The sequence below is a fragment of the Nocardia sp. CY41 genome, from assembly GCF_009829325.1.
GTDB lineage: Bacteria > Actinomycetota > Actinomycetes > Mycobacteriales > Mycobacteriaceae > Nocardia.
This window is the reverse complement of record NZ_VUOS01000007.1, coordinates 301,880-323,073: the sequence shown is the minus strand read 5'-3', so window position 1 is coordinate 323,073 and position 21,194 is coordinate 301,880. Positions and strand designations below refer to the sequence as shown.

Below are 21,194 nucleotides of genomic sequence, written 5' to 3'. Positions count from 1 at the left end.
CGCTCAGCCTAAGCGGTCGAGATAGCCCTGCTCGGTCGGTTGCGCGCGGACCGCCGCGTCGGCCAGTTCCGCCCAGCCCAGCCAGCGCGCCGCGCCCAGTGCCGGCTCGTGATACCCGTCCGTGGTGCGCACGATTCGCACCCCGGGCCGCGCCAGCCAGCGGGCGATCAATGCCACCTCCTCGGGTGCGGCGCCCCGCAGTAGCGGGGCGTCCTCGACCGCAGCGCTCTCCCCGGATTCCCGGATCGCCGGCTCTCGCTCCGGAAGCGAACCCTCGGCGTGCGTGAAAATACCTGTCGGAACCACGGTTTCGGCGGAGGCGACGATCTGGTCCACGATGGGCATCGGCGGCGTGCCGCGCGGTGCGGTGCCCGAACCGGCCAGGCGGCCGTACCGGACGACGGCGAACTCCCACCCGCCGTCGCCGTCCGGGTGCGCGGCGATCAGTTCGGCGATACGAGCCACGGCGGCCAGGCGCTGCGTTCGATGGAGCGCGCGCACCACCCGCGCCGTCCGGTCGCGCAGCCGCGCGGCGGCCTCGAAATGTTCGGCCCGGCAATACGTTTCGATGCGATCGAGCATGGATCGGATCGGCGCGTCGCTGTGCCCGGCGAACAACGCGCGCACGAGCGCCGGCACGGGGGCGTACTCCGTCATGGTCGACGGCCCGCCACCGGCGCCCGCCGGACACGCGCCGACGAGCGCGGGCGGGCACTCGTGCGCCGCCCGCCGGGACAATCGCGTCGTACAGGTTCGCAGGCCGGTGAACTCGGCGATGATCACACCCAGATCGGTGGCATCGTTGCGGGAGTGGAACGGCCCCAGCGCGTCCCTACCGGCCTCGCGCACCACCGAGAACCGCGGGAAAGGCTCGTCGGTCAGGGTGAGCCACCAGGCCCGCTTCGGGAATTTCGACCGGCGATTGTAGGGCGGGGTGTGCGCCACCAGCAGCCGCAGTTCGCGGACCCCGGCCTCGAGCGTGTGCGCGCACACCACATGGTCGACCCGTGTCGCCAGTGACACCATCTCTTTCATCCGGCCACGGGTCTCCGAACCGGTGAAGTAGTTACGGACGCGGCGGCGCAGGTTCACGGCCGTCCCTATATATAAGGCTTCATCGGAAGGACCGCGGAACAGATACACCCCCGGAGCGGCGGGGAGGTCGGCCGCGAGGACGCGTTTCGAACGCTGCCGGGGCGTGACGTCGGGGAGATAGTCGAGTAGCTCGGTCAGACTGTGGACGCCCTGATTGCCCACTCGGCCGATCAGTGCGTGCAGCACGTCGACGGTGGCGCGCGCGTCCTCCAGTGCGCGGTGCGTCGGCTGCGTGGCGGCGCCGAGCAACCGGGCCAGCGAACTCAGCCGGACGGAGGGCGCCTCGTCGCGCCCGAGCACCCGCCGCGCCAGCTTCACGGTGCACAAAACCTGCGCCGGAGGCCACGGGGTGTCGCACTGGGCCGCGGCTGCGCGCAGGAACGCCATGTCGAACCGGGCGTTGTGGGCGACCAGCACCGCGCCGGCCGCGAATTCCAGGAAGCCGGGCAGCACCGCCTCGATGCGGGGCGCGGCGTACACCATCGCGGTGGTGATGCCGGTGACGTGCACGACCGCGGGCGGGATCGTCCGTCCGGGGTTGACCAGCGTCGCGAACTCGCCGAGCACCTCCCCGCCGCGCACCTTCACCGCGCCGATCTCGGTGATGGCGTCGGCACCGGGGCTGGTCCCGGTGGTTTCCAGGTCCACGACCACGAATGTCGTGTCGTACAAAGGGGTGTCGAGCTCGTCGAAAGCCAGCTGGTGGGCGGGCGGGCGCGGCGCGGGGTCGGACACGGCGTGCAGCGTATGGCCACGGTCCGACAGGAACCGAGCGCGCGAACACCACACGAAATGTCCGAATGACACCGTGGGGATTCCGTGGCGATACCCGGGAAATGATCTAGAAATGCGATAAAGAGACTCAGATCACAAAGAGTCGAAAACTGTATCAAACATTGCCGCGAGTCGGACGAAATGCGACAGCCTCGCGCCGAGCTACTCGACAGGCCTTGACTCTACGGCGTACGAACAGGCGACCATATTGATCACTACGGCCCATTTTGTCGATCTACCTGGGAAGATGATCCGAGAGCCGATCCCAGGCCCTCAGCCGGTACTGGCCAGTTCCCTGGGCTGCCAAACCCTGTGCGGTCTTGGGAATACGCTGCCGTTATCTGTTCGTGATTCGATGGGACATATCTCACACCGATTCGCCGGTGAAATTGTTGAGCGACCGCTTTTCGCTTTGTCGACGCTTTACAAATCACCGTGATGTGTTCGTAACCTTTTCGAGACCTCACGGAGTCCGCCGCGCCGATCGGTGCGGCCCCGACGCAGTCCGCGGCACCACCGGGTGCGGCGTCGTGAGGCAGATTGGGAGTACCGCATCATGACGACCAACGCCGTCAAGCGTCACGCACAGCGCGCTGTTGCCGCCGGGGCCGTCGGCGCTGCCACCATCGGCGCGTTCCTGCTGCCCGCAGCCCCCGCGTCGGCCCAGCCGGTGACCATTCCCGGCGTGGGAACCTTCGAGGTTCCGAACGAAGTCCCGGTGCCGCCGGGCGTGCCGGGCCTCGAACTGCCCGGTCCGGCTCCCCTCCCCTTCGTCGCCCCCAAGAGCTCCGGCGACATCGCCCTGGACGCCGCGCTGAGCAAGGTCGGCTCGCCGTACGTCTACGGCGCCGCGGGCCCCAACGCCTTCGACTGCTCCGGCCTGGTCCAGTGGTCCTACCGCCAAGCGGGCCTCGAGCTGCCCCGCACCAGCGGCGCGCAGCTCGCCGCGGGCAGCCCGGTGTCCCTGGACGATCTGCGGCCGGGCGACCTCGTCTCCTTCTACGGCGGCGGCCACTCCGGCCTCTACGCCGGTGACGGCAACGTCGTGCACGCGTCCACTTCCGGCCAGCCCGTGAAGGTGGCGCCCATCTCCTCGATGCCGGTCGCGGGCGCTCGCCGCTTCTGAGAAGCAGCTGGTCGGGCCGCGGGGCCGCGGCCCGACCGCAGGACGGCTCCGTGATCGTTTCGTGCTCTGCTGGACATCGACCCGGGCCGTTCCGTAACCTAACCGAGACCTTCGATTGATTACCCGCGGTTCGCCCGCCGCAAACCCCGGGTTCGACGAAGACCTCCGCGTCGGTTTCGCGAGAGAACGCTTCACGAGAGAACGGGGCACCTCCGGCTGTGGCCGCACATCACCGCAGACAGCACACCAAACGCCTGATGGGCGGGACGCTGGCAGCCGGAATCCTGGCCGCGGGCCTCTACAGCGGCGGTCCGGCCGGAGCGGATCCCGTAGCGCTTCCCACGAACGCCACCGAGGCCGTGCAGCGCATGATCGATCTGTCTCATCAGTCCGAGCAACTCAACCAGCAGGCCCTGGGAGCGGAGGCCGAACTGGAGGCCAAGCTCGCCGTCCAGCGTGATGCCGACGCCCGGCTGGCCGCCAGCACCGACATGGTCGACCGCGCCCGGGACGAGGTGCGCCGCTACCAGCCGGTCATCGACCGCACCGCGATCGCCGCCTACCAGGGCGCCCGCACCAACCGCTTGTTCGCCGTGCTGGTCAGCGATTCGCCGCAGCAACTGCTGGACCAGATGTCCACGCTGGACGTGGTGTCCGCGCAGACCTCCGAACAGCTCGACCACTACGACAAGGCCACCGCCGCCGCCACCGCGGCCGAATCGGCGGCCCGCACCGCCGCCGACGCCGCCCGCGCCGCCGCGCAGAAAGCCGACGCGGTGCGCATCGATCTGGAACACAAGCGCAGCGATCTCGGCGGCGCCATCGCCGAGGTGGTGCAGGCTTGGAGCGCGCTGTCGGCCAAGGACAAGTCGGCCCTCGCCGGATCACCGTTCCCGCCCGGATTCGACCGCGACACCCTCTTGCAGGGCCTCGTTCCCGGCAGCGGCACCAGCGCGCTGGCGGCCGGGCTCACCCGAGTCGGCGACCCCTACGTCTGGGGCGCCACCGGTCCGAACCAGTTCGACTGCTCCGGCCTGGTCCAGTGGGCGTTCAAACAGGTCGGCAAGAACGTGCCCCGGACGAGTTCGCAGCAGGCCACCTACGGCACCCCCGTGGCCAAGGACGATCTGCAGCCCGGCGACGTCGTGTTCTTCTACTCCGACATCTCGCACGTCGGCATCTACGCGGGCAACGGGCTCATGCTGCACGCCTCCACCTTCGGCGTCCCCGTCGCGGTCGCCCCCATGAGTTCGACACCGTTCCATTCGGCTCGGCGATACTAGAGGCCGTGAGCGAGCCAACCAGCGGCACCGCACGACCCACGACAGCACCGACCGGCGACGGCCGATCGTGAACGACGCGCGCGGGCGAGGCGGCGCGTCCGTCACCGCACGGCCCCTCGGCGCCGCAGCCCCGTCCGAGGTCCGCCGGTGAGCGGTTCGAGAAGACTGCGTGCGTGGTGGTCGGCGCGGCGGCGATTGGAGTTCTGCCTCACCGTCGCGATGGTGGTGGCGCTCACCGGCGTGTGCGTCGCGCTGCTCATGGTGCCGAACACGGTGCTGCCGAAACTGCGAGCCGCGGAACCGGGTGTGGCCGAGGCGGTGGGTCAGGCGGCGGCCGCCGATCCGAGGCTGGCCGAGGTGCGCCGCATCATCGAACCGTTCGGATCGATCGTCGCCCGCCAGGTGCCCACCGGAGACGGACGGCAGTCCCTGGTCGTCGGTCATCCCGACCAGCGGATCGAAATCGACGTGCTGGAGCGCGAGCTCGCCGACGCCACCGCCGCGGTGACCGACGTGTGGGGTCCCGGCTGGGCGCAGTCCGCGCTCGTCGTCGTCGCCTCGTCGCCCTCCGAGTTCGCGGCTCTGTTGCGCTCGCCGAGCCTCCTGCCTGCCGAGGTCGCTGCCGCCTCCATCGCCGATCCGTGGTCGCCGGGCAGCAAGCCCACCGGTCAGCGTGTCGTCTTCGGTCCCGACACCGGGCGCCGCCTCGATCCCGAGGGCATGGCCGGTCTGCTGCGGCACGAACTCACCCACATCGCCGCGCGCGCCGAGACCGTCGACGGCGCCCCGCTGTGGATGCTGGAGGGCTTCGCCGACTACACCGCTCACCATCGCGAGGGCCAGCGCTTCGCCGACATCGCTCCTACGCTCACCGCGCATGCCCACGCCGGGCGGATCCCCGACGACCTGCCCACCGATGCCGAGTTCTCCGGCCCCGACGCCGCCTTCACCTACGAGAAGGCCTGGTCCATCTGCGCCTTCGTCGCCGAGAAATACGACCAGCCCCGCCTGGTCCAGCTCTACCGTCGCATCGCGGCGGGCAAGCAGGATCCGGCCACCGAAGACCGCATCCTGCGCGAAGTCCTCGGCACCACCCGCGCCGATTTCGCCGACGACTGGCGCGAGTGGCTCCGCACCCGAACCGCCTGACCCCCACCCAGCCTGACATCGCGTTATCGTCGCCGCTGCGCCTCGGCCCGAGCTGCCGGCCGAGACACGTGGCGCAATCGCGACAACCACGACGATCACTGCAGTCTCATCGCGGCAACGCCCCGGCATCCTGTCCGCCACCACGGTCACCTCACCAACGGCGGCGAAAGCATCGGCGTCTTCGCCCGGCTGCCCCAGTTCGCATCCGTACGACCGCTGCGCTGACGATCACCACCGATATCGCCCACCCACACCATGCACCGCGTCCCGAACCCAGCTCCCACCCGCCCCAGGACGTGCCATCAGCGAAGCCGCAGTAGGCGCTCCGGTGAGAGACCAGATCCAACGCGTCCTACACCCCCGATTTCGAGCGAAGCGAGACCGAGCACCCGCCGTTCGCGACCCGGCTCGCGGTCACGCAGCCACCGAGCCGACGGCCATCACGAGCACCGCCCGCCCCCGCCGCGCGCCCTGTTCCGAACAGACCTCCCCACGCACCCAGCCCACCGCAACCCCCAGTTTCGAGCGAAGCGAGACCGAGCATCCGCCGTTCGCGGCCCGGCTCGCGTTCGCGTGGCCGCCGCGTATGCGACGAAGGAGCAAGCGGCGGTCGCGCGAACGCGAGCCACAGGGGGGCCGCGAACACGCCGCGCCGAAGGCGCGGCAAAACAAACACAGTATTTTGTTGCGCATGGCCCGAACTTTGCTGGTTACCAATGATTTCCCGCCGCGGCCGGGCGGTATCCAGTCCTATCTGCAGGCTTTGGCCGGTGAGCTGCCGCCGGATGACCTGGTGGTCTACGCTCCGCGCTGGCGTGGCGACAGCCATCTGAAGTTCGACGCCGAGCAGAAGTTCCAGGTGATTCGCCATCCGACGACGCTGATGCTGCCGACGCCGCTGGTGCTGCGCCGCGCCGCGCGGCTGCTGCGGAGCGAGAAGTGCGACACGGTGTGGTTCGGGGCGGCGGCGCCGCTGGCGCTGATGTCGCCCGCACTGCGCCGCGCGGGCGCCGAGCGCATTCTGGCCAGCACCCACGGCCACGAGGTGGGCTGGTCGATGTTGCCCGGCGCAAGGCAGGCGCTGCGGGTCATCGGCGAGCACGCCGACGTGGTCACCTACGTCAGCCGCTACACCCGCCGCCGTTTCGCGTCCGCGTTCGGAGCGGATGCGGCGCTGGAGTATCTGCCGCCGGGCGTGGACACCGAGGTGTTCCGTCCGGATCCGGCGGCGCGGGCCGAGCTGCGCGCGCGGTACGGTCTGGGCGATCGCCCGACCCTTTTGTGCCTGTCGCGACTGGTGCCGCGGAAAGGACAGGATGCGCTGATCGTGGCGATGCGGGATATCCGGGAGCGGGTGCCGGGCGCGGTCCTGGTGATCGCGGGTGGTGGCCCCTTCGAGGAGAAGTTGCGCGCTCTCGCGGTCGCCATGGGCGTCACCGACGACGTGGTGTTCACCGGCCGCGTCCCGTCCGGTGAGCTGGCCGCGCATCACACGCTGGCGGACGTGTTCGCAATGCCTTGCCGGACCAGGGGCGCGGGCCTGGACGTGGAGGGTCTGGGCATCGTCTACCTGGAGGCGTCCGCGTCCGGCGTTCCGGTGGTGGCGGGCAATTCCGGTGGTGCCCCGGAGACCGTGATCGAGGGCAAGACCGGGCGGGTCGTGGACGGCCGTTCCGTGCAGCAGATCGCCGACGCGCTGGTGGAGATCCTGTCGGATCGGGAGGCGGCCGCGCGGATGGGCGCGGCGGGGCGCGCGTTCGTGGAGCAGCAGTGGCGCTGGGACAGCCTGGGCGCGCGCCTGCGACAGCTGCTGCGGTGATCCGCGTCGCATCTACTACGCTCAGCGGAGTGAGCAGTATCCAGGTCGCAGATCAGACCTTCGTCGCCGCACCGGGGGCCGCCGTGGCCGACTTGCTGTCCGGGCCGAACCAGTGGCGCCGGTGGTGGCCGGACCTGGACCTGGAGGTCCGGGAGGACCGGGGTGAGAAGGGAATCCGCTGGTCGGTGGCCGGGGCGCTGACCGGAACCATGGAAGTGTGGCTGGAGCCCTCGCTCGACGGAGTGATCCTGCACTATTTCCTGCACGCCGAGCCGCAGCCCGCGCTGCCGGTGGGCAAGCTGGCCGCCGCCAACCGCGCACGCCGGGTCGCGGGCAAGAACATGTCGTTCGAGCTGAAGGCCCGGCTGGAGGCGGGTCGCGCGGCCGGTGTCGCTCCCGCGCCCCAGTCTTGATCTACCAGCACCGACGCTGAAAGGAATCGCTGTCCGCATGGCCGACAGGACCCAGAGATCGATCGTCATCGCGGCCCCGTCGCAGCAGGTGATGTCCGTCATCGCCGATCTGGAGTCCTACCCGGAGTGGGTGTCGGCGGCGAAGTCGGTGGAGGTGCTGGAGGTGGGGCCGGACGGTTTGGCCGAGACCGCGCGGTTCGTGCTGGACGCGGGGGTCGTCAAGGACACCTATGTGTTGTCCTACGACTGGCGCGCCGACCGCAAGGCGGTCAGCTGGCGGCTGATCAGCGGCGAGTTGCAGAAGGCGCAGAACGGCACCTACGAGCTTTTCGATCGGCCCGACGGGGGCACCGAGGTGGTCTACACGCTGACCGTGGATCTGAACATCCCCATGATCGGCATGTTCAAGCGCAAGGCCGAGAAAGTGATCACCGACACCGCGCTGAAGGAACTGAAGAAACGGGTCGAAGGCTGACCGCGCACAAGACCCGGGTCGAACTGTTCATCGGCAAGGGCGGGGTGGGCAAGACCACGCTCGCCTGCGCCACGGCCGTGGCGCAGGCCAGGTCGGGCCGTCGCGTGCTGATCGCCTCACTCGATCAGGCGCACTCGCTGGGTGACGCGCTCGGCTTCCGTTTCCCGCACGACCCGGGCACCGTCACCGGTGTCGCCACCGTGCTGCCGGGCTTGGACGTGATCGAGATCGATTCGCTCGCGCTGCTCGAGGACCGTTTCCGCGACGTGGCTCGGTTGCTCTCGACCGGCCGCGGGCACCGGCACGGCGTCGATCTCGCGGCGCTGGATCCGGCCGAGCTGACCGGTCTGCCCGGCGTGCAGGAACTGCTGATGCTGGTGGAGATCACCCAGTTCGCCGCCGACGACGACTGGGATCTCATCGTCGTCGACTGCCCGCCCTCGGCGGACATGCTGCGCCTGGTCACCGCGCCCGGCACCTTGCTCGGTTACGTGGAACGGATCTGGCCGCCGCACGAGCGCGCGATGAGTGCCACCGGCACCGACCTGCACCGCGCCGTGCTGGCGGCGACGGTCGAACGGATCGTCAAGGCGGTCACGGAGGTTCGCGAGCTGCTCGCCGACCACCGGCGTACCGGCGCACGGCTGATCACCGTGGCCGAGCGGGTGGCGGTGGCCGAATCGGAGCGGGTGCGTTCGGCCGCGACGCTGCTCGGCCTGCGGCTGGATGCCGTGGTGGTGAACAAGGTGCTGCCCGACCTTCCGGCGCCCTCCGCGCCCGGCGGAGCCGAACATCCGGCGGTGCAGTGGTATTCGAACCGGCGCGGCGAGCAATCGGATGTCATCGGCGAGTTGCGGAGCAGGATGCGGGGTACCCCGGTGGTGATCGCGCAGCATGCCGGTCCCGAGCCGATCGGGCTGAACTCGCTGGCCGCGCTGTCGTGCGCGATGGAGTCGGCGGGCGACACCGGCGACGCTGCGCTTATGCTGAGCGACAATCAGACGGAGGTCGACGCGAGTTCCGGCGAACCGCTGGTTCTCCGGGAATCCGGCACCGGATTGCAGTCGGTGTACGCGCTGCGCATGCATTTGCCGGTGGTCGACGCCGCCACGTTGCGCCTTGGCCGAGTGGAGGACGATTTGATCGTGGGAGCGGACGGGGTCCGGCGCCGGGTGCGCCTGGCGCCGGTATTGCGGCGGTGCACGGTCGACGGCGCCGAACTCGCGGACGAGTACCTGGTGGTCCGGTTCCGGCCCGATCCGCGGATCTGGGCGCACACGTCCGAAAGTCATGACCATGACCGATGATCCGCACGCGTCGCACGGCGACGGAACCGGCCACACCGCGCCGGACGGTCTCGGCGAGTTCGCCGAGGAGTTGAAACTGCTCGCCGAGGCGGTGCTGGAACGGGTGGAACCGGTGCTGCGGCGCGCCGCCGACGGGCAGGCCGAGTGGGCGAGCTGCAGCTGGTGCCCGGTGTGCGCGGCCGCGGCGCTGGTGCGCGGGGAGCACCACGACGTGCTGGCCGCGATCGCCGACCACGGCACCGCGATCGTCACCGTGCTGCGCGAGGCGCTGGCTGGAGTGCCGGTCGACCCCGTCATGCCCACCGACGCCGACCCGGAAACCGGTGCGCCGCATCGTCACGATCCACCCGAGGACGGCGACGGCCCGCGTTACGTCGACATTCCCGTGACGATCAAGGTATGACGCATCAGATGGCCGGCACACGACCGCTGACCGTCGGAATAGACGTCGGCGGCACCAACATTCGGGCCTCCGTGATCGATGACAGCGGCGAGGTGCTCGACACGGTCCAGGCGCCGACGCCGCATTCGGCCCGGGCCTTGGAGGACGCGCTGGACCGGGCCGTGCGCGACCTGTCCGGTCGGCATGCCATCGGCGCGGTCGGCCTCGCGGTGGCCGGGTTCATCAACGGCGATCGCTCCACCGTCCGGTTCGCCCCGCACCTGCCGTGGCAGGACGCGCCGGTCGCGCAGCGGCTCACCGAGCGGCTGGAACTGCCGGTGATCCTGGAGCACGACGCCAACGCGGCGATGTGGGCCGAATACCGGTTCGGCGCCGCCGCGGGCGGGCACAACGTGGTGCTGGTCGCGATCGGCACCGGCATCGGCGCCGCCCTGCTCATCGACGGCCGGCTCTACCGGGGCACGCACGGTGTCGCTCCGGAACTGGGTCATCTGCAAGTCGTTCCGCAGGGGCGGCCCTGCCCGTGCGGCAAACACGGGTGCTGGGAGCGCTACTGCAGCGGAACCGCGCTGGCCGAGACCGCGATCGAGATGCTGGCCAGCGACACGGTGCACTCCGTGCTGGCCAGGGACGTGGCGCGCGATCCGGGCTCGCTGACCGGACGGCGGGTCGCGGGCGCGGCGCAGGACGGCGACCCGCTCGCGTCGCGGGTGATGGCCGACTTCGCGCGCTGGCTCGGGCTCGGACTGGCGTTCGTCAGCGACATCTTCGATCCGGACCTGGTGGTCATCGCGGGCGGGGTCAGCAGTTCGGCGCCGCTGTTCCTGGACGAGGCGCGCGAGGAGTACGCGCGCGCGATCACGGGTGCCGGACACCGGCCGCTGGCCCGCATCCGGACCACCCAGCTCGGCGAGGCCGCGGGCATGATCGGCGCCGCCGATCTGGCCAGGGCCGCACTGTCCTCCGACGCGCGCAAGTCCGCGCGCGTGGCACGGACCAGCCGGTGACGGCACCGGCCACGACCCTCGTGGCCTGCCGCGACACGCCGAGCGCCGCCATCGGTCGGCGTCGGGGCCGAAGTGTGGTGAGATTCGCCGCTGCGGTTGGATGTGATCTTGCACCAGCGGTAAAGTCGGCACTTGAAGCAGGTGCCCGCAACTATCCCGGTCCCGGGGGAAGGACGTCATGTTCTACTGGCTGCTGAAGTTCGTGCTGCTGGGACCGTTCATCCATCTCTACAATCGGCCTACGGTCGAGGGTGTGGAGAACATTCCGGCGGACGGGCTGGCCATCATGGCGGGTAACCACCTCTCCTTCGCCGACTGGCTGTTCGCTCCGTTGCTGAGCCCGCGGCGGATCAACTACCTCGCCAAGGCCGAGTACTTCACCACTCCGGGCATCAAGGGCCGGTTCCAGAAGTTCTTCTTCAGCGCCACGGGTCAGTACCCGATCGATCGCAGCGGCGCAGACGCCGCCGAGGACGCGCTCAACGCCGCCCGCAAGCTGCTCGATCAGGGCCGCTTGGTCGGCCTCTACCCGGAGGGCACCCGCTCCCCCGACGGCCGCCTGTACAAGGGCAAGACCGGCCTGGCCCGCTTGGCGCTGGAAACCGGCGTCCCCGTCATCCCGGTCGCCGTCATCGGCACCGACGAGGTCAGCCCGCCCGGACCGTTCCGCTGGCGCCGCAGGAAGGTGACCGTCAAGTTCGGCGAGCCCATCGACTTCTCCCGCTACGAGGGCATGGGCGGCAACCGCTTCGTCGAGCGCGCCGTCACCGACGAGGTCATGTACGAGCTCATGCGGCTCACCGGCCAGGAATACGTCGATGTCTACGCCCACAGCCTGAAGAAGGGCGTCCCCAGCGGCAGCCGCCCCGATAGCGTGTCCGTCCGCATCCCGGATACCGCCGCGGGCTGAGCCACCCTCACGTCCGCACGCGAGGGCCGCGCGCAATTCGTTGACCGTTCGGACGAAGATCTGAGGCATCCCGATCCGAGGCCGACCTGCGCGCAGGCGCCGACGCGATCGGATTCCGCTCGGGCGTCACGCATGTCGGTGGGACGCACTCGAGCGGCGGCGCCGTGATCCGAACGCCGCACGACCGGTCCGTCGGCGCCGCCGCAGTCCGCGTGATGGCCGAGTTCGATCGGCCCGTGGCGCTCGCCGGTGGCGTCACGTCCGCCACGGTCTTCGCGGCCGCCCGACAGGTCCGTCCGTACGCCGTCGATGCCGACAGTAGCGCCGAAATCCTTGGCCGATGAGAATTCCGCTGCTTGCGCCGCCTTCGTCGCCGCGACTCGATCGACGTCATGACGAACCGCGCCGGCGCTGCCGCGTCCGCCGGTGCCATAGACTCGGCCGAGTCGTCCGGAGCGACAAGGTAACGACAAGTCTTCGGTAAGGCGACGCGGCGAAAGTACGAGCATGTTCAAGAAGTTGCTGGCGGCGGCCGGGGTCGGTGGGGCCGAAGTGGAGACCGAGTTGTTCACGCCGGGCGTGCAGCCGGGGGGCACGGTGGAGGGCGTGATCCGGTTGCGGGGCGGGGCGGTGGCTCAGGACATCGCCCATGTGGCCGTCGAGTTCGTCACCAGGGCCGAGCAGGAGTACGAGGATCACGAAGGCGTGCGGGACATCCCGTTCGGCCGTACCGGGGTGCACGGGCCGTTGCACCTGCCCGCGGGTGCGGTGCCGGAATTCCGCTTCGCGGCCCGCGCGCCGATGGAAACGCCGATCACGTTCTACAACGGCAGGCACCTGCCCGGCACGGTGGTCTCGCTGCGCACGATCGTGGAGATCCACGGCGCGGTGGACGCCGCCGACACCGACCCGATCGGCGTCGGCGCACTGCCGGCCCAGCACGTCTTGCTGGAAGCCGTCGAGCGCTTGGGTTTTCAGCTGCGCAGCGCGGACGTGGAATCCGGCCGGGTGCACAACACCCCGCAGACGCTGCCGTTCTACCAGGAGATCGAATTCGCCGGTGCGCCGCGCTACCCGCGCCTGAACCAGCTCGAGGTGACGTTCGTCCCCACCGAGACCGGCATGAGCGTGGTCTTGGAGGCGGACAAGCGCGGCGGTTGGATCTCCGAAGGCCGCGATGTCTTCGACGCGCTCTGGGTGGACTACCAGCATCTGGACGGCGTGGACTGGGCGGGCGAACTGCACCACCGGCTGGAGCGCTTGGCGCACTGAGCTTGTTGGCCGCCCGGACCCGGCCTGTTCACGTGGCGTTGAGGTAGTTGCGGCAGGGTTGCCTCATGAGCGGCTCGGCCTCAGGACCATCCCGGCGCACCGTCTTGCGCGCTTCCGCGCTCGGACTGGTGGCGGCCCCGGCGCTGGCGGCGTGCTCGCCGGGCAACGGCCCGGCGCTGGTCCGGCCGCGGCCGGTGCTCACTCACGGTGTGGCGGTAGGTGATCCACGCCCCGACGGTGCGTTGATCTGGGCCCGCTCCGATCGCCCCGCCACCTTGATCGTGGAAACAGCTGCCACGGAATCGTTCACCGATGCCAGGCGTTGCACCGGTCCGCTGCTCACCCCGGATTCCGACGGCACCGGCCGCGTGCGGGTCAACGGCCTGCCCGCGGGCCGGCAGGTGCACTACCGGGTGACGCTGCGCGACGAGGACGGCGCCACCTCCGAACCGGTCACCGGTGTCTTCCGCACCGCCCCCACCGCCGCGGCGGACATCCGGCTCCAGTGGTCCGGCGACGTCGCGGGTCAGGGCTACGGCATCAACCCCGAACTGGGCGGCATGAAGATCTTCGCTACGATGGCCGCCCGCGACCCCCACCTGTTCCTGCACTCCGGCGACTCGATCTACGCCGACGGACCGTTGCAGCAGTCGGTCACCCTGCCCGACGGCCGGATCTGGCGCAATGTCGTGAGCGAGGCGAAGAGCGCCGTCGCACAGACCCTGGATCAGTTCCGCGGCAACTACGCCTACAACCTGACCGACGAGAACTACCGCCGCTTCAACAGCTCGGTCGCCCAAGTGGTGCAGTGGGACGACCACGAGACGGTGAACAACTGGTACCCGGGCGGGCTGGTCGCCGAAGCCAAGGGCTACACCGAACGCCGCATGGACACCCTCGCCACCCGCTCCTGGCAGGCCTTCCACGAATGGATGCCGCTCGAGCCGAGGGAAGCGGTGGACGGCAGACTGTATCGCAAGATCGCCTGCGGACCGCTGCTCGACGTCTTCGTGCTCGACATGCGCGCGAACAAGGACACCAACAACGCCAACAACGGATCCGACGGTCATATTCTCGGTCCGGCACAGACGAAGTGGCTCATCGACAGCCTGCGCGCATCCACCGCCACGTGGAAGATCATCGCCAACGACCTGCCGCTGGGCCTGATCGTCCCGGACGGCGAGCAGAAGAACACCACCGCCTACGAGGGCCCCGCCAACGGCGATCCGGGCGCGCCGTCGGGTCGGGAACACGAGATCGCCCAGGTGCTGTCGTCGATCCGGGCGAACAAGGTGACCGACGTCGTCTGGCTCACCGCCGACGTGCACTACACGGCGGCGCACCGCTATTCGCCGGAGCGCGCGGCCTTCACCGATTTCGACGAGTTCTGGGAGTTCGTCTCGGGTCCGCTGAACGCGGGGGCGTTCGGCCCGAACCGGCTCGACGGCACGTTCGGCCCGGAGGCGGTCTACGTGCACGCGCCGCCGGTGCAGAACAGCTCGCCCTTGGACGCCTTCCAGCATTTCGGCGAGGTGCGCATCGACGGAAAATCCAGGGAACTGACCGTCGATCTGTGCGATGCCGCCGGATCCGTCCTGTTCAGCAAGAGCCTTGCGCCCGCGTCGCGATGACACCCGACTTCGGGGGAGCGGCGCGGGCCGCGCTGTGGTTAGCTTTTCTGCCATGAGCACGCCGCACACTGTCTCCAACGCCGAGGAATACCTCCCCCGCGATACCGCCGATGTCGTTCGCACGGTGCGGGATTCCCGAGCGCGAACGGAACGGCTGATGGTGCGCGGCGGCGAGCTGCTCGACGAGGGGCTCACTTTGCCCGCGCAGCCGACCGTGGTATCGCTGCGCCGGATGAATCAGGTGCTGGACATCAACCTGGGCAGGCGCACCGTCCGGGTGCAAGCGGGCGCCAAGCTCTCCGACGTCGACCGCAGGCTCGGCGCACACGGCCTCGGCCTGCCCGTCGTCGGGGACCACCGCGACATCACCGCGGGCGGCTTCGCCTCGGTCGGCGGCGTCAGCGCGGCCTCGCACAAGCACGGCCTGTTCATCGACCAGATCGTCGATCTGGAGTACGTGGACACCGACGGGCGCATCGGCACCTGCGGGCGCACCCACCACACCGAGCGGTTCCAGCGCATTCTGGGCGCGGGCGGCCGGGCGGGCATCATCACCGCGCTCACCTTGGATGCGATCGAGGTCGACAAGGACCACACCTGGCTGACCACCCACGCCGACCGGTTCCTCGACTTCGACTCGTTCGTGGAGCACGCCCACGCGGAGATCGCGCGGCCCGGCAACGCCGAACTGCAGGTGGGCCGCTGGGTCGACACGGCGCCGCTGAAGGTGGCGCGTCCGGTCGGCACGGGCCATGTGCAACTGGGTACCGTGCGCTTCGGTCAGTGGTCGAGCCTCTACCCCACCGCGCCCACCCGAGGGCTGCGCGCCCGCCGCGAGGTCGGGTCGCGGGCGCGGAAATCGCTGGGCGCCATCGCCTCCGCCGCGCCCGGCAAAGCGGGCATGCCGGTGCGCAACGCGGCGGCGGGCGCGGTGCTGTTCGCGCCGAAGGTACAGACCCTGCGCGATGCCGAGTATCTGGCCGATACAGCGCTCAGTTCGTCGGAGCGTGGTCCCGCCTACCGGGTGGGCGTTTTCGCGCCGCTGTCGAGCTATTCGTCGGTGTTTTACCGCCTGCACGATCTGTTCTCGGGGCACCGGGAACGCACGGGCTGCTTCACCGTCATCTCCGCGATGACCTACGGCGTGCGCTCGCGCTACCTGCGCGCGGAATCCGCCGCGCGCGGCCTGCCGCCCGAGGACCACGGCCTGATCACCTTCACCTGCCGCCTGCGCCCGGCCGCACTGCCCTCGGAACTGCTGCGCGACATCGTCTCCGGCATCGAAGAGATCTGCCGCTCGGAGAACGCGCTGCGCTACGAGGCGGAGTAGGAGATGCCTGAAAACGCGCATATGACAGTGCGTTTCGATGTTCTCTCCGAAAACGGGGGTTGACCGCTACATCGCTCCACAGTAACTTCTCCTATACGGGGCGGGGAGTTCGCTCCGTTCTCAGGGAGGGAATGCAATGACCGCACCAACCGATATTTCGCCTGTTCGCGGCTCGGAGAACGGCGATATCGTCAGCCTGGCGACGGAATTGACTTCGGATCAGTTCGAGAAGCTGTTCGCTCTCGAGCTCCGTCGGCCGGTTGCGGTGTCCGACGCGGACACTGCGGACTAGGGAAACAGCGTCAACGGGGGCGGAATCCTGCCCCCGTTGACGGGTTCCGATGCACATGCGGACGCTGCATGTATTCACAGGACCGACGATCAGTCCCGCGGAAGTTCTCGAAATAGCACCGCGCGCCCGAATCAAAGGCCCGATCGCGCACGGCGATTTATTCGATTCGTCGATTCGTTCCGGGGATATCGTTTTGATCGTCGACGGGCTTTTTCATCACTCTGCGACCATCCGGCACAAGGAAATCATCGGCGCACTGGACGGCGGAGTCGTCGTAGCCGGCACCGCGAGCATAGGGGCTTTGCGGGCGGCAGATCTGGAGCCGGTGGGGATGATCGGATACGGCGAGGTTTTCGCAGCCTATCGCGACGGGACGATCTGGGACGATGCCGAGGTAGCGGTCGTGCACGCGCCCGACGGCGACCAGCGAGCGCAGACGGTTCCGCTGGTCAATGCCCGGGCCATGCTCGCATCAGCGGTGGCCGAGCGCATCATGCCACCCGAGGACGCGGAACCCGCCTTGGCCGCGATTCGCGATATCTACTACGCCGAACGCACTGTGGGTCACATGGTGCGGGTGCTGACAGCCGCCGGATTCGACGAACTCGCCCGCTGGCTCGGCCGTCGCCTCGATGACGACCCAGAGTTCGGCGACGTCAAGAAGCGGGATGCGGTGGCGGCCCTACTCGCCTGCGAAGGCGCGCCTGCGGCCGTCCGGCCCGTGCCGCGCGACTGGATCACATCGTTCTACCGTGACTGGCGCAACTTCTTCATCGAGGATCCGGCCGGCCCGGGCATCCGCTATCTGGATCGGGTGCGATATCAGCAGATCTTCCATCCGGATTTCCCCCGGGTGTGGCGGGAATTCCTGACCTACAGTTCGCTCGAACCGGCGGACGGGACAGTAGGCGTCGCGCTCGGAGATCGCCTCCAACGGCTCGGCGCGAGCGCGCTCGACCCGGCTGTCGTCTTCTCCCCCAGGTTCGATGTGGCGAACCCGGCGCATCGCGCGGTGCTTCTGGCCGATGAGACAGAACACGATCGGGCGACGGTGGCCGCGTACCGCGCGGCCCATTCCTCGTTCACGGCGCAGCATGCCGCGGTCGACCCGCGAGCGCTGCATCGGTCGGTCGGGCGATCGGTGCTGAGCGCGCTGTGGAACGTTCCGGTGGAGGGTCTGACAACCGAATACGCACGCCGCGGCCTTCGTTCCGAGCACGACGCGGTGGAGGCGCTCGCTCTGTTCATCGTCGGCTATCTGCGGGATGTCGCCGCCGAACGCAACGAGGCAGGTCTCCGTGCCTGATACCCGCGTGGACCTCCACGGCACCTACCGGGCGCGGGAGCCCGAGCAGACATGGGAGTCGATCGCCCCGTTGCTGCCGGAGTTCGGCATCACTCGAGTGGCCGACGTGACACACTTCGATTGCATCGGAATACCGGTCGTCATGGCGACCAGGCCGCGGTCGGAGACCCTCGTCGTCTCGCAGGGCAAGGGTTCGACTCCGCTGCTCGCGCGTCTCTCGGCAGTGATGGAATGCATCGAACTGGACCACGCCGAACGCCCTGCCGCAGAGGCGTTCTCGGCTCGTGCCGATGAGCTGGCATTGACCTACGAGATCGCCGACCTGCAGCTCCGCGTGGACGCGCACGTCGTCCGGCAACTCGATCTCCAGTGGTACCACGCGACAACGCTGGTCAGCGCCACGCCGAGCATGGTTCCGCGTGGGCTCGTCGATCTGACGTTCGGCAACGGTTACGACTGGCGTCCGGGAGTCTTCCGCACCAGCAGTACCGGCCTGGCGTCCGGAAACACCCGGGACGAGGCCTTGCTGCATGCGCTGTACGAGTTGATCGAACGAGACACCGTATCGTCGCTGTCATCGGTGACGGCCGACTTCCGCCGAGTGATCGACGTGTCCACGGTCGACAGCGACCACTGCCAAGAGCTGTTCGAGAAATTGCGCCGCGCCGGTGTCCAGTTCGAAACAGCGATGGTGCCCAATCCTTTCCGGGTACCCACCGCCGTGGCCTTCATATGGTCGGAGGATTTCGCGCTCACCTGCGCCGGCTCCGGCGCGCACTCCGATCCCGCGGTAGCACTGTCGCGTGCGGTGACGGAAGCAGTGCAGTCCCGACTGACCGAGATCGTCGGCACCAGAGACGACATACCCTCCGACGGCGCTCCCGCACTCGACGCGCGTCCTCCGGTACCCGCGCTCGACGCGAGCGGAATACCCTGGGCCGAGGCCGTGGGCGAGGAAGGTCTGCACGAGGATTCTTTCGCGGACGAGCGTGCCGCCGTAGCGGAGCGCATCTCCGCACATACCGGTCGTGAACCGATCTGGATCGATCTGTCCACACATCCCGATGTCTTCTCGGTGGTGCGAGCCTTCGCGCCGGGCCTGGTCTACAGCGCCCGGGGACATGTCCCGCGATGAGCTGCGTCCTGCCCACCCGGCCCGGGATCGATGTCCGGGTGGTGCGCGAATCGACCGAACAGCACGTCACCGGTAGCTCGCGTCTGCACGAGCTAGCGGCACGGACACCGGAAGGGTACGAGCTGCGCTTCCTGATCCGCAGGCCCGCCGCGATCCGCGACCCCTACTTGCATATTTTTGTCCACGGTCAGGCCAAGCGGGAGAAGTACACCCCTCCGGTCTTCTACCGCCAAGGCAGCTCACGCAGGCTCGGTGCGGTGTGCGTTTTCCTCTGCGACCCGATTCTGCTGTACTCGACCGACTGCTCGATCGGCTGGCATCTGCTCGGCGACGACAAATTCTGGCCCGTTGTCACAGACTTGGCCGATTCGCTGATCCGGGACGACGACCTGCGAGGTGTGGTGTGGCACGGCTCCTCCGCCGGCGCCTACGCGGCAATTCGCAACGCCTTGCGCTGGACCGGCCCCTCCCTCACCATCGCCGTCGCGCCACAGAACGACCCCACGACGTTCTATTACTGGCCGGAATTCGCGCCGTACTCTCGACTGGCGCATACAGCACCACCGGAGCGATTGGACCGATTACTGGAACAGCATCCCGTGCCCAGCCTCTCCCGAATACATGTCATGGTGAACAACAAAGATACGTATCACCTTCTGGAACATGTGAGGCCACTGCTCGCGCATGCCGACACAAGCCCCAACATCACCGTGCGAATGATCCATAACGAGATGGGCCACGAACGAATCGGAGAGATGGACTACTGGTCTAATTATGAGCTGGCGGAGCGCCGATGGCGTGACTGTCAACCATAGTAAGGAAGACGCAGATCGCGCGACAGGATCGGGGGGTGTCGAAAAATCCCCCGTTTCGGAAGATCGGCAGCACCGGGGTCATCCGGAACGAACAGCATTCGATCCCTGTCGAGCCGCGCACGCCGCACGACAATGCGCCCAGGAGCCAGCCTCTGTAACTCTGCCGCCATCGCAGCGCTGAAGACCGAAGTTCGGTCCGAGATCTTGCTGCGAAGATGGGCCGGAGTTTCGATCGAGGCGATCACGTCGGACGGCACGATCACGTGAAAGTAAGTTTCGCGCCAGGGAACCGGAACTCCCGCTATCCGCCCGGTCCAGAAGGGACGCGTGTTCGAGAACATCGAGAACGCCCATTCGGACTTGACACCGATGAGGAGAAGCCCGAAATTGAGTCCTCCTAGCACGATCGGTGCCAGTGCGGCCGCGTGCACTACCGGGGCGGAGGGATGTGCCGTTCCGGCTATTCCCACGCAGACCGCGCCGTAGGCGGCACCTAGCGTCGCGTTCACCCCTCGCCCGGCGCGGCGGTGTGAGAACACCTCGGCCGAGGTGAGGAACCAGCCACAGAGCCCACCGGCGATCACGGACACGACCGTTGCGGCGATCACCGCCTCGTCCAGGCGACCATCCGCCGAAAGCGCCAGCGCCCACGGGGCCAGCACCAACAACGAGAAGTGAAAGTTCCCCAGCATGCCGAAGGCCAGATGCACGACAGCCGCCAGCGCGAAGGCCGGCCAGAGCCCACCCGGCGTGAGAACGAGAACACCGATCCCGGTCTCGCTCAGCACGGCTATCCACGGAGCAATCCGCACGACCGGCTCGGGGGCCGCGAAGCCCATCCGGGCGGCATACCTGCGCAGCATGAATTTGGCCGCACTCACCTCGGCCGACAAGAACTCTCGGTTGACTTTGATCGCCGCTGCCGAGAGATACAGGATCGCCAGCAGCCACCGCATCGCCGTGGCGGGCTCGGACGCGGCGAAGATCAGCGAGGTCAATGCCATCCAGGACAACGCCAAGTGGTTCGAAAGCCGGTGCGGCTGACACATCAGCCACGCAGTGAACACCAGCACGGCCGCGATAGAGGCCGGAACTGTTCCCACCCACACCGCCCCGAAGAGCACTACAGGAGCAACGACGTGGCAGACGCTGTTCAGGGGGGAAGGTATCCGCACCCCCAACGCCGGTGCGAATGTCGAACGTAGATGGCCCGGTCCGTCACGAACGACGTAATAGGCGATGTGCCCGATAATTCCGATCAGCAACAGGATCGCAAAATATTCGCGCATTATCGGCCGGCCGAATGTCAACCACCGGCTACCGCGCACAAGATGGTTACCGTCGCTCCGGGCCGAATCGGAGCGGCCACACCACCGAGCGCGCGCGCGTCTTCATCTTCCACGTACACGTTGACGAAACGCCGGATGTCGTTTTCCCCCGTCGTGATACGCGTCTTCAAAGCGGGATGTTGACGAATCAGCGAGTCCAGAACTTCCCCGACAGTCGAGCCGCTGCACAACACTTTCGAATTACCTGCCGCATGTGGCCGTAGCATCGTCGGCAACACGACAGTCGCACCGATTTCCCTGTCCACCCCGTTACTCCCCTCCCCGCTGGATATAGGGACGGTACTTCGGTAAGTTTCCCGCCCG

At 68.4% G+C, this 21,194-nt stretch carries 20 protein-coding genes; 17 read left to right on the top strand and 3 right to left on the bottom strand.

What is annotated here, in order from left to right:
• Positions 1–3: 3 nt before the first annotated feature.
• Positions 4–1,830 (bottom strand): DEDD exonuclease domain-containing protein, encoded by a 1,827-nt coding sequence (locus GVY64_RS10660; RefSeq protein WP_159840337.1) that lies wholly within the window; start codon positions 1,828–1,830, stop codon positions 4–6.
• A 595-nt stretch (positions 1,831–2,425) separates the two neighbouring features.
• Here GVY64_RS10660 and GVY64_RS10655 point away from each other — a divergent pair.
• From GVY64_RS10655 to GVY64_RS10575, 17 genes are all read left to right on the top strand, one after another.
• Entirely contained in the window at positions 2,426–2,995 is a 570-nt protein-coding gene (locus tag GVY64_RS10655; protein ID WP_159840336.1) for a C40 family peptidase, read from the top strand.
• Positions 2,996–3,252: 257 nt separating this feature from the next.
• On the top strand, positions 3,253–4,278 hold the full coding sequence (locus tag GVY64_RS10650) for an NlpC/P60 family protein (protein ID WP_159840371.1): 1,026 nt from the start codon (positions 3,253–3,255) through the stop codon (positions 4,276–4,278).
• Positions 4,279–4,425: 147 nt separating this feature from the next.
• Entirely contained in the window at positions 4,426–5,427 is a 1,002-nt protein-coding gene (locus GVY64_RS10645; RefSeq protein ID WP_159840335.1) for a hypothetical protein, read from the top strand.
• 691 nt (positions 5,428–6,118) lie between these two features.
• Complete coding sequence (locus tag GVY64_RS10640; RefSeq protein WP_159840334.1) at positions 6,119–7,246, top strand: glycosyltransferase family 4 protein; 1,128 nt, start codon at positions 6,119–6,121, stop codon at positions 7,244–7,246.
• A 29-nt stretch (positions 7,247–7,275) separates the two neighbouring features.
• Positions 7,276–7,659 (top strand): polyketide cyclase / dehydrase and lipid transport, encoded by a 384-nt coding sequence (locus GVY64_RS10635; RefSeq protein ID WP_159840333.1) that lies wholly within the window; start codon positions 7,276–7,278, stop codon positions 7,657–7,659.
• Between the two features lie 37 nt (positions 7,660–7,696).
• Positions 7,697–8,134: an SRPBCC family protein gene (locus tag GVY64_RS10630; protein WP_159840332.1), complete on the top strand. Its 438-nt coding sequence runs from the start codon at positions 7,697–7,699 to the stop codon at positions 8,132–8,134.
• Positions 8,131–9,441: an ArsA family ATPase gene (locus GVY64_RS10625; RefSeq protein WP_328820897.1), complete on the top strand. Its 1,311-nt coding sequence runs from the start codon at positions 8,131–8,133 to the stop codon at positions 9,439–9,441. The genes GVY64_RS10630 and GVY64_RS10625 overlap by 4 nt, the downstream gene beginning before the upstream one ends.
• Positions 9,431–9,844, top strand: a complete 414-nt coding sequence (locus GVY64_RS10620; RefSeq protein WP_236566731.1) for a hypothetical protein — start codon at positions 9,431–9,433, stop codon at positions 9,842–9,844. Before GVY64_RS10625 ends, GVY64_RS10620 begins: the two co-directional genes overlap by 11 nt.
• 8 nt (positions 9,845–9,852) lie before the next feature.
• The gene (locus tag GVY64_RS10615; RefSeq protein WP_442939557.1) at positions 9,853–10,851 is read left to right on the top strand and encodes an ROK family protein; all 999 of its coding nucleotides are present in this window, start codon (positions 9,853–9,855) and stop codon (positions 10,849–10,851) included.
• 178 nt (positions 10,852–11,029) lie between these two features.
• Complete coding sequence (locus GVY64_RS10610) at positions 11,030–11,761, top strand: lysophospholipid acyltransferase family protein (protein WP_159840330.1); 732 nt, start codon at positions 11,030–11,032, stop codon at positions 11,759–11,761.
• 507 nt (positions 11,762–12,268) lie between these two features.
• Entirely contained in the window at positions 12,269–13,033 is a 765-nt protein-coding gene (locus tag GVY64_RS10605; protein ID WP_159840329.1) for a sporulation protein, read from the top strand.
• 65 nt (positions 13,034–13,098) lie between these two features.
• Positions 13,099–14,664 carry an alkaline phosphatase D family protein gene (locus tag GVY64_RS10600; protein ID WP_159840328.1) on the top strand — a complete coding sequence of 522 codons (1,566 nt, stop codon included), beginning with the start codon at positions 13,099–13,101 and terminating at the stop codon, positions 14,662–14,664.
• A 52-nt stretch (positions 14,665–14,716) separates the two neighbouring features.
• Entirely contained in the window at positions 14,717–15,994 is a 1,278-nt protein-coding gene (locus GVY64_RS10595) for an FAD-binding protein (RefSeq protein ID WP_159840327.1), read from the top strand.
• 136 nt (positions 15,995–16,130) lie between these two features.
• Positions 16,131–16,286 carry a hypothetical protein gene (locus GVY64_RS10590; protein WP_159840326.1) on the top strand — a complete coding sequence of 52 codons (156 nt, stop codon included), beginning with the start codon at positions 16,131–16,133 and terminating at the stop codon, positions 16,284–16,286.
• Positions 16,287–16,479: 193 nt separating this feature from the next.
• On the top strand, positions 16,480–17,592 hold the full coding sequence (locus GVY64_RS10585) for a TfuA-like protein (RefSeq protein WP_159840325.1): 1,113 nt from the start codon (positions 16,480–16,482) through the stop codon (positions 17,590–17,592).
• Positions 17,585–18,727 (top strand): YcaO-like family protein, encoded by a 1,143-nt coding sequence (locus tag GVY64_RS10580; RefSeq protein ID WP_159840324.1) that lies wholly within the window; start codon positions 17,585–17,587, stop codon positions 18,725–18,727. Before GVY64_RS10585 ends, GVY64_RS10580 begins: the two co-directional genes overlap by 8 nt.
• Before the next feature lie 38 nt (positions 18,728–18,765).
• Positions 18,766–19,542 carry a hypothetical protein gene (locus GVY64_RS10575; protein WP_159840323.1) on the top strand — a complete coding sequence of 259 codons (777 nt, stop codon included), beginning with the start codon at positions 18,766–18,768 and terminating at the stop codon, positions 19,540–19,542.
• Here the strand turns inward: GVY64_RS10575 and GVY64_RS10570 are convergent.
• Positions 19,533–20,852: a hypothetical protein gene (locus tag GVY64_RS10570; RefSeq protein WP_236566730.1), complete on the bottom strand. Its 1,320-nt coding sequence runs from the start codon at positions 20,850–20,852 to the stop codon at positions 19,533–19,535. The two genes, GVY64_RS10575 and GVY64_RS10570, sit on opposite strands and share 10 nt — an antisense overlap.
• Entirely contained in the window at positions 20,849–21,136 is a 288-nt protein-coding gene (locus tag GVY64_RS10565; protein WP_236566729.1) for a MoaD/ThiS family protein, read from the bottom strand. Before GVY64_RS10565 ends, GVY64_RS10570 begins: the two co-directional genes overlap by 4 nt.
• Positions 21,137–21,194: the final 58 nt, after the last annotated feature.

Bases quoted from the DNA above. Each gene is read 5' to 3' on its own strand.
- GVY64_RS10640 (WP_159840334.1), top strand. From the start codon at position 6,119: ATGGCCCGAACTTTGCTGGTTACCAATGATTTCCCGCCGCGGCCGGGC.
- GVY64_RS10600 (WP_159840328.1), top strand. From the start codon at position 13,099: ATGAGCGGCTCGGCCTCAGGACCATCCCGGCGCACCGTCTTGCGCGCT.
- GVY64_RS10630 (WP_159840332.1), top strand. From the start codon at position 7,697: ATGGCCGACAGGACCCAGAGATCGATCGTCATCGCGGCCCCGTCGCAG.
- GVY64_RS10655 (WP_159840336.1), top strand. From the start codon at position 2,426: ATGACGACCAACGCCGTCAAGCGTCACGCACAGCGCGCTGTTGCCGCC.
- GVY64_RS10620 (WP_236566731.1), top strand. From the start codon at position 9,431: ATGACCGATGATCCGCACGCGTCGCACGGCGACGGAACCGGCCACACC.
- GVY64_RS10590 (WP_159840326.1), top strand. From the start codon at position 16,131: ATGACCGCACCAACCGATATTTCGCCTGTTCGCGGCTCGGAGAACGGC.
- GVY64_RS10650 (WP_159840371.1), top strand. From the start codon at position 3,253: ATGGGCGGGACGCTGGCAGCCGGAATCCTGGCCGCGGGCCTCTACAGC.
- GVY64_RS10615 (WP_442939557.1), top strand. From the start codon at position 9,853: ATGGCCGGCACACGACCGCTGACCGTCGGAATAGACGTCGGCGGCACC.
- GVY64_RS10595 (WP_159840327.1), top strand. From the start codon at position 14,717: ATGAGCACGCCGCACACTGTCTCCAACGCCGAGGAATACCTCCCCCGC.
- GVY64_RS10605 (WP_159840329.1), top strand. From the start codon at position 12,269: ATGTTCAAGAAGTTGCTGGCGGCGGCCGGGGTCGGTGGGGCCGAAGTG.
- GVY64_RS10610 (WP_159840330.1), top strand. From the start codon at position 11,030: ATGTTCTACTGGCTGCTGAAGTTCGTGCTGCTGGGACCGTTCATCCAT.